Below are 13,252 nucleotides of genomic sequence, written 5' to 3'. Positions count from 1 at the left end.
GGGGAAATATTGGATGCGCCCTACGCGCTTGGGTTCGGGACGCGGGTCTGGCTTGGCGGCAGCCGACGAGATTGCTCTCTTCCTGCCGCCCACTTTCGGTCCTGCGGAGAATGTGCGGCTATTGACCAATCCCGCTCAGGTGGCCCCTAGTCTCGGCTGGCCGTCTACCGCATAACGACGGATGTCGAAATCGCGAGAGGCTTGTCCAGATTTCCTCTTGATCAAGACCGCTGCCTCTATGCCATCTCCGCCGCGGCGCCAGATCCAATTGAGCTCCGCGCCATATGGCGGAGGCTTCGAAAGCGGCGCGGCGTGCTTCAGGCAAGCGGTCCAACTCCCTGTTCGTTACCGCTCTATACCGGGGACCCGGAGCATTCCCTCTGCCAGAAACTCGACCAGCAGCCGGACACGCGCGATGCCGGTTCGTTCGGGCGCGATAAGCATATTCAACGGCACGGCCGGTGGAGCGTAGTCAGGCAGCACCGCTTCGAGCCGGCCGTCCGCGAGAAGGTCGTCCACCAGCCAGATATGAGCGGGGCCTAGGCCGCGACCCGCGATAAAGGCTTCGCGCGCGGCGAGCCCGTGATCAACGCGCAGATGCCCGTTGAAAGGCACGACGTGGCGCGTGCCTCCCGCCCGCTCAAGCGCGAGAGATTCGCTTCCTGCAACGTTCGACATGCGGACGCCCTCGTGGTTCTTGAGCTCCTCGGGTGTCGACGGCCGGCCACGGCTTGCCAGATAGGCGGGAGAGGCGACGAGGACGCGCCGGCTTTGACCGATCGCCCGCAGCTTCATCGAACTGTCGGCGAGCGGACCGAGGCGCAGCGCGATGTCCACGCCTTCGCGGATGAGATCAACGCGTTCATCCGTCAGGCTGAAGTCGACTGCGATGTCCGGATGGCGATCCTGAAAGGCGAAGACTAAACGACTGACATGCCGGACGCCGAGCGCCGCCGTACAGGAGATACGAACCGTGCCGGCGGAGACGCTCCGCGCGCTTCGCGCTTCATCGGTCGCCTGTTCCAGCAGGCGCAGGATTTGGATGGCATTGGCATAGTAAAGCCCGCCTTCCTCGGTGAGCGTGACACGACGGGTCGTGCGGCTCAACAGCGCCACGCCGAGGGCTTCCTCAAGCTCACGCACATGCCGCGTGACACTGGACTGACCAATGTTCAACTCACGCGCCACAGCCGACAGATTGCCGCGTTCGGCGACGCGGACAAAGGTGCGAATGCGTTCGAGCGTGATGTCCGATCTATCCATTATTCGGCATTATCCTATCCATCCCTGCTATATAACGCATTAGCGGAACATGGCCTAGCTTAGGGAGAGTTTTCTTCAACAAGCAGGTACCACCATGAATGTGCTCATCGTCTTCGCTCACCCCGAACCTAAATCCTTATCGGCATCGCTACGTGATGTTGCGGTCCAGGAGCTGGAAGCAGCCGGCCACACGGTACAGGTTTCCGACCTACATGCCATGCGCTGGAAATCGGAGATCGACCGCGCGGATTTCCCGTCTTTGGCTCCCGACGAGCGACTTATGCCGGTCGCCGCTTCCAAACATGCCTTCAGCTGCGACACGCTGACGGACGATGTCAAAGCGGAGATCGAAAAACTTCTCTGGGCTGATGCATTGATCCTGCAGTTTCCGCTCTGGTGGTTCGCCATGCCGGCCATTCTGAAAGGCTGGGTCGACCGCGTGTTTGCTTACGGCTTCGCCTACGGTGTTGGCGAACATAGCGACAAGCGCTGGGGTGATCGCTATGGAGAGGGAACCTTGGTCGGCAAGCGAGCCATGTTGATCGTAACCGCAGGGGGGTGGGAGGAACACTACGCTCCTCGGGGAATCAACGGCCCCATCGACGATCTTCTGTTTCCGATCAATCACGGCATTCTCTACTATCCCGGCTACGATGTGCTGCCGCCCTTCGTGACCTATAGTACCGATCGCTTCGACGACGCCCGCTTCGAAGCCGCTGCGAAACATCTGCGCGATCGGATGCGAACGCTCGAAACAACAAGCCCCATTCCTTACAGGAGCCAAAATGGCGGGGATTACCATATTCCGACCATGCAACTCCGGTCGGAACTGGGCGGTCAGAGGGCATCAGGCTTCGCACTTCATCGAAAAGATGTGGCTGCGTCCAGGTAATGCGCTCGGTGCTATCAACTCCTATTCGTGGAGTTGTTCAGCATCGCGTGGGTGCCGAGTGCTCGAAGCAGCAGATGATGGCAACGAAGGCGACCGGATAGTCACACCGTCGCGGGTCAGGTGTTGACGACGGACGGCTTTCAATCGTCGCAGCCGACGCATACCGACTTGCGGAAAGATAATGGGCGGTCGGCGAAGAGGAATGGTTGTGATCCTTTGTCAGGAACGCGCTGATACTCAACGCATGACCTCGGGCCGCCTTCGGGGTCTCGCTAGCGGCTGGCCTTGACAGCAAGGGATGAAGCGCCCCTCCGGCGGGAGGTCACTGTCCATGCGGCATCGAGCGAACGCCGATCCAACGCCTGATTATTCGCCCTGTCACCGGAGGTTGGTCCGATGACAGGGCAGACCGCCGACGGGTGGCAGTGGTGTCGGCGACCGGGGGCAGTCATGCACTATCCGAATAGAGCTGCGTTGAACACGGACCTTAGTCTGATGGCGAGTAAGCTTCTTTTCCGGCACAACGTGTGAGGCGGAATTTGGTGGGCGTGTGCCCCTTCGAATTAGTTGCAATTGCAGCTTTTCATCCATCAACTGTGATGCTGTTGAAGGGCGTGGTTGCGGCCGCGGAGTCGAACCGCCTGTTTCGGCTTATTTGCACCGACGAGCGCACCGGCGCTCTTAGCCGCATCTCGCTTGGCTTGCTGGCTACAATCAGAAGTCTACGACCGATGCGACAATTTTCCAGTTGTCAAATAGTACTAAATCATGTGCGCCTTCCGCGCTAACAATTCCTTCTTACGCGCCCAATCTCAACCTGAGCGTTCGGTTTATATGCATCGATTGCGGGAGGGGGCCTCCTCTCGACGCTGCACATCCAGGCATCTGATACCGCTTGACATTCTAAACCGTCTGAACGAAAGCAAGCTCTCTTGATGGACCACCCATACAACCGCAAGAATTGCGGTTCTGGAAGGCAATCCAATGCCGCCGATGAGAGCAGCCACACTGACGCGAGGATGTGGCGGCTTGGTCCATGTGGCATCTTCACGCAAAGCCAAAAGCCCGCTTGTGAGAGCGCTGCGTCGAGTAGTAGGGTAAATCGTCATCGTTTCGGATATGTTGGCCCGCGTGGAATCGTCATACCCGATCCCGCAATACCCGGAGGCAAGGAGGCATGATGGTTCCCAGTCCGGTTTGGAAAGATGTCGGCCTGAAATCCAGAAAGGAGCAAAGACTTTCGATGCCTTCAATCCGCAACCGCCAACAGTGGCTTCCATGCTTGTAAGACAAGGCACCCATCGCAACGAGAAAATTGACCGCCATCTGGCTGCGTCCCTTGCGGCAATTGCCGGCGCATTGAATGCGTCCGCCTTCTACGCTGTCGGCTTCTTCTCAGCCAACATGACGGGAAATGTATCGACCCTGTCCGATCATCTTGCCGTGGGACAGTGGCTGTCGAGCCTGCTTTACGGCGGGATTGTCATCGCCTTCATCCTCGGGGCCGCGACTTCGACGCTGATTGTCAACGCGGGACAGCGGCGCAACGTACATGCGATCTATGCTTATAGTATTTTGACCGAGGCCATCTTGCTTGCCGCGCTCGGCTGCGCGGATCTATGGCTTCTCGCTGCTTGGCGCACGCCGGTTCTCGTTCTCGGGCTTGCATTCCTGATGGGGCTCCAGAACGCGGTCGTCACCCGCATCTCGGACGCCAGGGTTCGCACCACGCATGTTTCCGGCATGGCCACGGATCTGGGCATAGAGCTAGCCATTGCCCTGGACGCCTTGCGAGGACGTGAGCAGGCTCCGGAGGCGCGGCGCAATCTGAGCAAACTACAATTGCATCTTTACACGATCGTCTCGTTTCTTCTCGGCGGCGTCCTGGGAGTGTTCGCCTACCGAGCCATCGGTGGCCACCTTCTCCTATTGGCTGCGGTTTTGTTGACGCTAATCGCAGTGGATGCGATTTTACGCGCACGAAAAATAGCGGCCGCCGGGGTCGAACCACGAACCTCATGACTCTTTTTAGGGATGCTTGCATTCCGAAAGTCACTTGAAACAAGGGCGGTTGCGGCCCTAATAAAATCAAGAATTTGTACGGACCGGTTGGAAAACAGTCAGGGGCATTGTCATTTGTCCGCGATATACCAGCGGCAAGGTACGCAAGGAAATCGGTCATGCGGTATCTTCGATCCGGGCCACGGTGGCGCCAGCCGGAGGAGACGGACGTTACGCGGGGCAAGACACTCGGTCTGCGGTCGGGAGAAATCGCCGACAGAAATATTCGCGTCATCCTGGAGGCGATCCGGCGCCACGGCCCTTTGACCCGCATGGAGCTCGGAAAACATTCCGGACTGACCGGGCCGGGAATCACCAACATTCTGCGCCGGCTTGGCGACGAAGGGCTGGTGACATCGCATCGGCGAAATGGCGCCGGCGGTGGGGCGACCTCCACCGAATTTGCCCTGCGGCCAGAAGGAGCCTTCTCGATCGGCGTTCGTGCCCGTCAAAATCGAGGCGAAGCGGTTCTCGTCGATCTGAGCGGCCAAGTTCACGACCGCGTTTATTTTCCCCTCGCCCGGGCAAGGAGGGTCGCATCGATCCTTTCGGCGATCGAGGACATGATCGGCCATCATACCGACTTGCCGATCATCGGCCTAGGTATCGCCTCGAATGACTGGAGCCCGGAAGAAAGCGAGCAGTTGGATGCCGCATCGAAACTTCCGCGCAGCCATGTCGAGAACGAATGCGCGGCAAGCCTGCTCGCCGAGCGCACGATCGGCACACCGGCGCCGAAAGGCGGGCTCGCGATGATCATCATCGATGAGGATGTCCAGGCCGGGTTCCTCGTTCGTGGCGTTCCCTATTCGGGCGTTCATGGGCGCGCGGGCAATATCGGCGACATGCGCACCGGCCCCGACAATATCCGCCTGAATACGGTCGTCGGCTTCGATGCGCTACGCGGATTGTTGAGCGAAGACGAATTCCGGCACCTTCTGGCGGGCAAGGAGCCATATTCCCCGCTGATAACGCAGTGGATACGCGAGGCGGCAAGCCATCTGCTCGACCCGATCATCGCGATTGCCGGCTTCATCGCGCCGAGCGTGATCATGATCGGCGGCGACCTGCCGCGCGACGTTATCGAGGCACTGATCCATCAGCTTTCCGTTGAGCGCCGCGACACGTCGAAACGGCCATTCCTGACGCCCTGGATTTCGCCGATGAAGCCGGCAAGTTTCAGCGGCGGCGGCGTGGCGCTGGGGGCGGCACTCCTGCCCTTCCTCAACACTCTTTTGCCGCCGGTCTCCGGCTGAATCTCGCTTCTGGATTCAGGCAAGCGCCTCGTCTTTATGGCTGATGTCCGAGGCGAGTGCCTTGTCCAGGACCTTCTGTATATTTGCCGCCCGGCGGAAGGAGGGTTCCTGGGTCTTGCCCATCCTGACGGCCTGAACGAAGCGCTGGTAGTTCGTCTCAACGTCATCAAAGTGGATATCACGCCATGTTGCCGTGTGAACGTCTTCACCGAGACAGGCGCGGAGCGTCGATTTTCCTGTGTCGTAGATCATCTCGATCGAACCGGTCTCACCGTAGACCCTCAGGCGCAGCTGGTCCATCTGCCCCGCGGCGGTGCGCGTCGCCTGGATCGTGCCGATCGCTCCGCTCGTGAAGTCGACATTCATTGTGAAGCTGTCATTCGCATCGAGATCATATTCGCCGATCTTGTCGCCCGGCGCCTTGCTGAAGGTCTTCAGCCGCGCGAAAACATGAGCGACGTCAAGTCCGGAACCATAGGAGGCGAAGTCGACGATATGGATGCCGATGTCGCCGAGCGCGCCGTTCGAACCATGCTTCCTGCTGAGGCGCCACAGCCACTTGCTCTCCGATTTCCAATCTCCCCAATGCCGGCCAACGAGCCAGCTCTGCAGATGAGAGGCTTCGACATGCCTCACCTCACCGATCTCGCCGGCGAGCACCATCTGCCGGCCCTTTTGCAAGGCAGGCGAATTGCGATAGGTGAAATTCACCATGCCCACCTTGCCGGCTTTCTCGATAGCCTCGGTCATTTCCATCGCCTTGGTCGCGTCTGTCGCAAGAGGCTTTTCGCAGAAGACATGCTTGCCGGCAGCAATCGCCTGCAGCGTCGTTGGGTGGTGAACAGCGTCAGGCGTTACGTTGGCGACGGCATCGAACTCCCCCCAGGCGAGCGCTTCCTCAAGCGAGCCGAAACGATTGGGGATGGCGTGTTCCGAGCAAAAGGCTGCCAGCCGCTCAGGAACGACGTCAACGCCGCCCACGACGCTGACGCCTTCGATCTCCTTGAAACTTGCCGCATGCTTGTTGGCCATTCCGCCAGTGCCGAGAATGAGTAGACGCATCTGATCCTCCATAGATGTCAGGTTTGGCTATTTTCATAACCGAGGCAAAAACCTCATCCCCCACCGCGGATACCCGCGATGGCTCGACTGTTTCGAGGTGGGGAATGCGGCCTGAAGCCGCTAGCTGCTGTCGAATGTCACCAGCATCTCTATCCTCCCGAGCTGCGACTTGACATCAAAGCAAAGTAACTTAATCTAATTAATGCAGCATGGAAATGAGGAGCGGTCAACTGGCCACCATGTTGTATCCGTTCAAAATGGGGAGGAGACCCATCATGAAGAGAGCGTTCGTCAGCGCGCTAGCGCTGAGCACGATGTTGTTTTCAGTGCCTGCCGCATTTGCCCAAGAACTGGCGACAAAGGACAGGATCGGCCTTGCCGACGCGCCGAAAACACTCACTGTCCGGCTCACGAACGATAGTCCGAACAATGCCGATCCGGCGATCGCCGAGGGCTATCGGAAACTCTTCATTGACTTCATCAAGAAGCATCCCGACTGGAAGCTACAGATGCAGTTCATGTCGGCCGATATCGGCACGGAGCAGGCAAAAATGCTCGAACAGGCAAAAGCCGGCAATGCTCCGGATTGCGCCGCCGTCGATTCCTTCGTCCTCTCGCAATTCATGGTCAACCATGTGCTTGCCGACTTCACCCCCTATTTCTCGAAGGACGAAGTCGCGGATCTCTTCCCCTTCATCCGCAACGGCATCACCGACAAGGATCAGACGATCCGTGCCTGGTGGTGGGATACCGACCTTCGCGTCCTCTACCGCAACAAGTCCATTGTCCCCGATGCACCACAGACCTGGGACGACCTGAAGAAGGCCGGTATCGCCTCCGTCAAGGAAGGCATGGAGGGCATCCTCTTCAACGCCGCCCGCTATGAGGGTTCGACCTTCGACTGGCTCGCCAATTACTGGGCGCTCGGCGGCAAGCTCGTCGACGATACCGGCAAGCCGGTTTTCGGTGAGGGCGAAAACAAGGAGAAGTTCCTCAAGGCGCTGACCTATTACAAGGATCTCGTCGATTCCGGTGCCGCGCCCAAACGGGTGACGACGATCGGCAACTATGATGATCTGAACGCGGCGGCGGCTGCCGGAACGACCGCGCTTTTCATCGGCGGCAATTGGCAGCTCGCCCAGTTGAAGGCAACGCTGGATCCGGACGAATTCGCCAACTGGACCTTCTCTCCGATCCCCGGCCCGACGGCAGATAAGCGCTCGACCGGCACGGGCGGCTGGACGATCGCCTCCTTCAGCAAGGATAAAGACAAGGTCGAGATGTGCGCCAACCTCGCGCGCGACGTCTATATGGGGCCGGGCAACGCGCTTCAGCAGCAATTGCCGACGCGCAAATCGCTCTTCGACAAATATGAGGTTTTCGCGACCGAAGCCAACAAGACCTTTGCCGACGCGCTCGCCAACGGCCAGGCCCGTCCGGGTGCGCCGATCTATCCGGAGATCTCCAACCAGATTCAGATCATGATGGGCGACGTCCTATCGGGAACCAAGCAGCCGGAAGAAGCCCTTAACGCGGCATTCAAGGCGACGATGGAGGCTTACAAGCGTCTCTAACGATTGTGATCGCGGCAGCGCCCGCGCGGGCGTTGCCGACAGTGTCAAACCCGGACAGAGAAGCCCAATGACCCCAATCGCCATCGAGGCTGCCACCCGGCCGCACAGCAGATCGTTCATGCGCCGCTTCGCCGGAGCGCCGCTGCCTTGGATCATGCCCGTAATCATCGTCATCGGCATCTTCTATCTCTATCCGGTCATCGACGTGTTCCGTCTGTCCTTCACCAATGCGACGCTGATCGGCGAAAATCAGGATTATACGCTCGCTTCTATTGCGAACATGCTGAGTTCGCCGCAGCTTCCCGATATCCTCTGGGCAACCCTCGTCTTCGTCGGCGGCAGCGTCATCGGCCAGCAGATCCTTGGCCTTGCCGTCGCGGTCGTTGTCGTTCGCGGCGAGAAGCGCGGCCTGTTCGGCACGACGATCCTGAGAACCACGGCGCTCATCGCCTGGGTCGTGCCCGGCATCGCCGGCGGCATCATCTGGCAGATGCTATTTTCGGAAGCACCCTACGGCGCGCTGAACAGCATCTTACGGCTCATGCACCTGCCGACGGTCGCCTGGCTTTCCGATCCCGCCATCGCGCCCTGGTCAGCCCTGATCTCGAACATCTGGCGCGGAACGGCCTTCTCGATGGTCGTCATGTATGCCGCGTTGAAGGCAATCGATCCCTCGCTCTACGAAGCGGCGGAAGTGGATGGCGCGACGGGCCCGCAGCAGTTCTTCTTCATCACCATCCCGCAGCTGCGCGCGGCCATCCTCGTCAACATGATCCTTATTACCATCATGACGCTGAACACTTTCGACGCGATCATCACGCTGACGGGCGGCGGCCCTGGCCGCGCCACCGAAGTCATATCGCTCTATGTCTTCAATATCGTCTTCCGCAATTATGACCTGTCCGGGGGCAGCGTGCTTTCCGTGCTGATGCTCATCATCAGCCTCGGGCTAGCCGTCATCTATGCATCGTTCCTGCCGAAGGAGGATGAACGATGAGCAGGCGCACCGGCACGCGCTTCGGCGATTTTCTGAGCTATCTCTTCATGCTGGCGATGTTCGTCTTCTTCGCCGGCCCCCTCACCTACCTGCTGTCGATGGCGCTGCGCGACAAACGCGAAATCTATCGCGGCGTGGCGCGTTATATCCCGCACAACCCAACGATCGACAATTTCATCACCGTGCTTAATAACAGCTACTTCCCGCTCTATCTCTGGAACGGCTTGAAGCTCGCGGCTCTGAGCGGCTTCGGCGTTCTGATCGTCGCCATGCCCGCGGCCTACGCCTTCTCGCGCTTCCAGTTCCGGGGCAAGGGCCTGTCGATGATGGGGCTTCTGCTCTTTCAGATGATCTCGCCGCTGGTCATCATGGTGCCGCTCTATCGCTATATGAACCGCCTTGGCCTGCTCGATACGCATTTCGCCGTGACGATGGTCTATATCGCGCTCGGCGTGCCGCTCGCGACATGGCTTCTGAAGAGCACGGTGGACGGCATTCCGCGCAGCCTCGACGAAGCCGCGATGATCGACGGATGCAACCGTTTCTCCGTGTTCTGGCGGATCGTGCTGCCGCTGTCGGCACCGGGCATCGCCTCCGTCTTCATCATCACAGTCATTGCCGGCTGGTCGCAATTTCTGGTGCCTTTTCTGCTGCTCACGCAAAACAATTTGATGCCGATCGGCGTCGGGATCTTTAATTTCCGTGGCATGCAAACCGACTCGTCCATCCAGCTGCTGGCGGCCGCCTGCCTCATCTCCGTCGTACCGGCGATCGTGGCATTCCTGTCGCTGCAACGGCTGATCCTTGGCTCCATGACCAGCGGCTCGGTGAAGGGGTGAGGCCGGTTTGCGCGTGCCAGACTGATAAGGAATCCCGAGGATGAACCAACCGACCGGTGTCAAACTGTCTCCCGACCTGACGGGAGCCAATGTCGAGGATGCGGGCGAGCACAATCGAGGCGTCGTTCTGCGTTGCATCCATCGGCAAGCGCCGATTTCGCGCGCCGAAATCGCCCGGCAGACCGGCTTCACCAAGCCGGCGATCGCCCGCATCGTCGATCGCCTGCTCGACGAAGGCCTGATCATAGAAGCCCGGCGGCGCCATGGTCTGAGGGGACAGCCGGCGATCGAGCTTGAGATCAACCCCGACGCCTTCTTCGCGATCGGCATCAACATCGATCGCGACCATTTGACGATCCTTGCCGTCGATGCCGTCGGCAACGTGCGCGCCCGCGTCCACCACGAAAAGCGCTACATCCTGCCGGGCGAATTCATGCAGCTGACCGCCGATGCGATCTCGCATTTCCAGCGCAGCCGCCTGATCGACGATGCCCATCTGGCGGGTATCGGACTCGCGATGCCGGACTGGCTCGGCGAGATCGACTTCCTGGGCAAGCCCGATAATTATGGGGAGTGGATGGAATTCGACGTGCGCGCCGCATTGGAGAACCTGACGCAGCATCCCGTCTTCATCGAGAATGAAACGAATGCGGGAGCGCTTGCGGAGCTGGACTACGGGCTTGGAGCGGAAAGCCGTAGCTTCTTCTATATCGCGATCAATGCGTGCCCCGGCGGCGGGCTCGTGCTCGACGGCGCCGGCCATCGCGGCGCCATGGGCCTGAGCGGCGAGATCGGCTGGCTGCCAATCGCCGATCCGCGCCACAGGGGAGGCCAGAAAGTCGAGCTTCTCGGCGAAATATTCTCGCTCTTCTTCCTCTACAAGTTCTTGGGCGAACACGGCATCAAGGCAAGCGTGCCCTCGGACCTCCTCACGCTGGATGCCCGTGGCAGAAAATTGGCCTCCCAATGGCTGAAGGGGATGAGCGCGCATCTGGCCGTCGCGGTCAAGCACATCGGCATGATCGTCGATCCCGATGCCATCATCCTGGGCGGCCGCTTGCCCATCCGCATGATCGATGAACTGCTGCGCTATGTCCACGAGCACCTCGATATGGAGGATACGGCGCTGCCATCGATCCACCGTGCCTCGCTCGGAGAGGACGCCTGCGCGATCGGCGCCGCGGCAATGCCGATGGCGGCAGCCCTCATGCTCGCCTCGGCCGACGAGGTCCAGCGCACGCGTTCACCACTCAAATTCATGGACCGCCTGAACAATTGAATTGGCCCCCGCGGCCGCAGGGAGGATTTTGATGAGGATCGGTTTTTATACGTCGACATTCAACGACAGGCCCTTCGAGGAGGTGGTGGATTTCGCCGCCTCCGCCGGTTTCGATGCGATCGAGATCGATGTCCGCGGCCATATCAAGACGCCGGACAAGGTACGAGCGGCGGTCGCTCTTGCCCGCGACCGCAACCTCTTCGTCTCCTCGATCGCCTTTTTCGGCAATCAGCTCGATGCCGATCGCGGCAAACGCGGCGAACTTCGAACCATCACCGAGGAATTCGCCGACGCGATCGGCGAAGCGGACGTGCCGATCTTCATTATCTTTCCCGGTCGCGACGACAGCGCCGACGAGGATGCCAACTATGAAGATTTCGCCGACTTCGCCAACCGGCTGATCGCCAGGACGACGTCGAGCGGGTTGATCTTTGCGATCGAGAACTGGCCCGGCCCCAAGGACAATTTCATCGGCACCACGCCGAAAGGCTGGCAAGAGCTCTTCAAACGAATTCCCGACAAACGCTTCGGCCTTGAATTCGACCCTTCCCATCTCATCCGCATCGGCGTCGATCCCTATGTCGCCATGGATGCGGTCAAGGATCGCATCGCCATCCTTCATGCCAAGGATACCGCGATCGATGCGGCCGTTCAGCAGGCGGTCGGCTATCATGGCAAGGGGTGGTGGCAATACAAGTTGCCGGGCCATGGACTTCTCAACTGGCCGCGCTTCCTGCGTCAGGCGCGCGCCAATGGCTTTGACGGCACGCTTTCGATCGAGCACGAGGATGCGGCTTTCGGTTGGCCGGGCAAGGATCTTGCTCAACGCAAGGAAGGCGAGCGCCTCGGCCTTGCCTATCTCCGAAAGGTCTTGAACGGGCTTTGAAGCTATCCGGGAGGATGGAAAATGGCACATGTCAGAGTGAACAATGCGCGCAAGGATTATGGCGCGTTCAAAGCGATCAAGGGCGTATCGGTCGATATCCGCGACGGCGAGTTCGTCGTGCTCGTCGGCCCCTCGGGCTGCGGAAAATCCACGCTGCTCAGAATGATCGCCGGCCTGGAGGGGATCACCTCGGGCGATATCCAGATTGGCAAGCACATCGTCAACGACCTCGCGCCGAAGGATCGCGATATCGCGATGGTCTTCCAGAACTACGCGCTTTATCCGCATATGACGGTCGCGAAGAACATGGGTTTCTCCTTGCGGCTGAAGCGAATGCCGAAGGCGGAAATCGATCAGCGCGTCGGCAATGCCGCGAAAATCCTCGGGCTTGAAAATCTTCTCGAACGGTATCCGAAGCAACTTTCCGGCGGCCAGAGGCAGCGCGTTGCCATGGGCCGCGCGATCGTGCGCGACCCCGCCGTCTTCCTCTTCGACGAGCCTCTATCGAATCTCGATGCGAAGCTTCGCGTTCAGATGCGATCCGAAATCAAGGAAATGCACCAGCGACTACAGACCACCACCATATACGTCACCCACGATCAGATCGAAGCGATGACCATGGCCGACAAGATCGTCGTCATGAAGGACGGCCTGATCGAGCAATCCGGATCGCCGCTTGAGCTTTATGACCGGCCGGTCAATCTCTTCGTCGCAGGCTTCATCGGTTCTCCCGCGATGAATTTCATCAAGGGCAGCATGACGAACACCGGTTTCCGCACCACCGACGGGCTTATCCTGCCGAGCGAACAATATCCGCCGACTGCCGTAACCTATGGCATTCGCCCCGAGGATATCAAGCTGGTGGCAGACGGTATCGAGGTGGAGACAATCGTCGTCGAACCGACGGGATCCGAAACGATGGTGATTGCCCGCCTCGGCACGCAGACAGTCACCTGCGTGTTCCGTGAGCGGATCAGGGCCGCGCCAGGCGATACCTTGCGCATCGCTCCGGCTCATAACGCCGTCCATCTCTTCGACGAAAATGGGCAGCGTATCGCCGATGGAGGTAGTCCGAGCCACTAATCGTGGCTCCGGGTCAATTGCCAACGGCCATCTTTTACGGCAGGCCCAGCTTTGACGCTG

General features: G+C 59.7%; 11 protein-coding genes and 1 pseudogene. 10 read left to right on the top strand and 2 right to left on the bottom strand.

Annotated elements, in window-relative coordinates:
* Positions 1-49: 49 nt before the first annotated feature.
* Positions 50-175: pseudogene (locus AC13RC_RS06540) on the top strand (LLM class flavin-dependent oxidoreductase); the annotation flags it as partial.
* A gap of 170 nt (positions 176-345) precedes the next feature.
* Here the strand turns inward: AC13RC_RS06540 and AC13RC_RS06535 are convergent.
* A complete protein-coding gene (locus AC13RC_RS06535) occupies positions 346-1,263 on the bottom strand; it encodes a LysR family transcriptional regulator (protein WP_113366291.1) in 918 nt (305 codons plus the stop codon).
* A gap of 94 nt (positions 1,264-1,357) precedes the next feature.
* Between AC13RC_RS06535 and AC13RC_RS06530 the strand changes: the two genes are divergently transcribed.
* From AC13RC_RS06530 to AC13RC_RS06520, 3 genes are all read left to right on the top strand, one after another.
* Complete coding sequence (locus AC13RC_RS06530; protein WP_488556774.1) at positions 1,358-2,155, top strand: NAD(P)H-dependent oxidoreductase; 798 nt, start codon at positions 1,358-1,360, stop codon at positions 2,153-2,155.
* Positions 2,156-3,433: 1,278 nt separating this feature from the next.
* Positions 3,434-4,177 (top strand): YoaK family protein, encoded by a 744-nt coding sequence (locus tag AC13RC_RS06525; protein WP_113388676.1) that lies wholly within the window; start codon positions 3,434-3,436, stop codon positions 4,175-4,177.
* 158 nt (positions 4,178-4,335) lie between these two features.
* On the top strand, positions 4,336-5,472 hold the full coding sequence (locus AC13RC_RS06520; protein ID WP_113388557.1) for an ROK family transcriptional regulator: 1,137 nt from the start codon (positions 4,336-4,338) through the stop codon (positions 5,470-5,472).
* 15 nt (positions 5,473-5,487) lie between these two features.
* Here AC13RC_RS06520 and AC13RC_RS06515 read toward each other — a convergent pair whose 3' ends face one another.
* Positions 5,488-6,534, bottom strand: coding sequence for a Gfo/Idh/MocA family protein (locus AC13RC_RS06515; RefSeq protein ID WP_113421158.1), 1,047 nt, complete (start codon positions 6,532-6,534; stop codon positions 5,488-5,490).
* A 275-nt stretch (positions 6,535-6,809) separates the two neighbouring features.
* Between AC13RC_RS06515 and AC13RC_RS06510 the strand changes: the two genes are divergently transcribed.
* The 6 genes from AC13RC_RS06510 to AC13RC_RS06485 all read left to right on the top strand — a co-directional run bounded on the left by AC13RC_RS06510 (position 6,810) and on the right by AC13RC_RS06485 (position 13,192).
* Positions 6,810-8,108 (top strand): type 2 periplasmic-binding domain-containing protein, encoded by a 1,299-nt coding sequence (locus AC13RC_RS06510; protein ID WP_113388556.1) that lies wholly within the window; start codon positions 6,810-6,812, stop codon positions 8,106-8,108.
* 67 nt (positions 8,109-8,175) lie between these two features.
* Positions 8,176-9,105: a carbohydrate ABC transporter permease gene (locus tag AC13RC_RS06505; protein WP_113388555.1), complete on the top strand. Its 930-nt coding sequence runs from the start codon at positions 8,176-8,178 to the stop codon at positions 9,103-9,105.
* A complete protein-coding gene (locus AC13RC_RS06500) occupies positions 9,102-9,944 on the top strand; it encodes a carbohydrate ABC transporter permease (protein ID WP_092716672.1) in 843 nt (280 codons plus the stop codon). The genes AC13RC_RS06505 and AC13RC_RS06500 overlap by 4 nt, the downstream gene beginning before the upstream one ends.
* A 40-nt stretch (positions 9,945-9,984) precedes the next feature.
* Positions 9,985-11,223 carry an ROK family transcriptional regulator gene (locus tag AC13RC_RS06495; RefSeq protein WP_113352975.1) on the top strand — a complete coding sequence of 413 codons (1,239 nt, stop codon included), beginning with the start codon at positions 9,985-9,987 and terminating at the stop codon, positions 11,221-11,223.
* A gap of 31 nt (positions 11,224-11,254) precedes the next feature.
* Positions 11,255-12,109: a sugar phosphate isomerase/epimerase family protein gene (locus tag AC13RC_RS06490; protein ID WP_113388554.1), complete on the top strand. Its 855-nt coding sequence runs from the start codon at positions 11,255-11,257 to the stop codon at positions 12,107-12,109.
* Positions 12,110-12,130: 21 nt separating this feature from the next.
* Positions 12,131-13,192, top strand: coding sequence for an ABC transporter ATP-binding protein (locus AC13RC_RS06485; RefSeq protein ID WP_113421149.1), 1,062 nt, complete (start codon positions 12,131-12,133; stop codon positions 13,190-13,192).
* Positions 13,193-13,252: the final 60 nt, after the last annotated feature.

It is taken from the genome of Martinezella sp. CNPSo 3890, from assembly GCF_057784455.1.
Note: the sequence above shows the minus strand (reverse complement) of the source record. Positions and strands in the feature narration are given on the sequence as shown.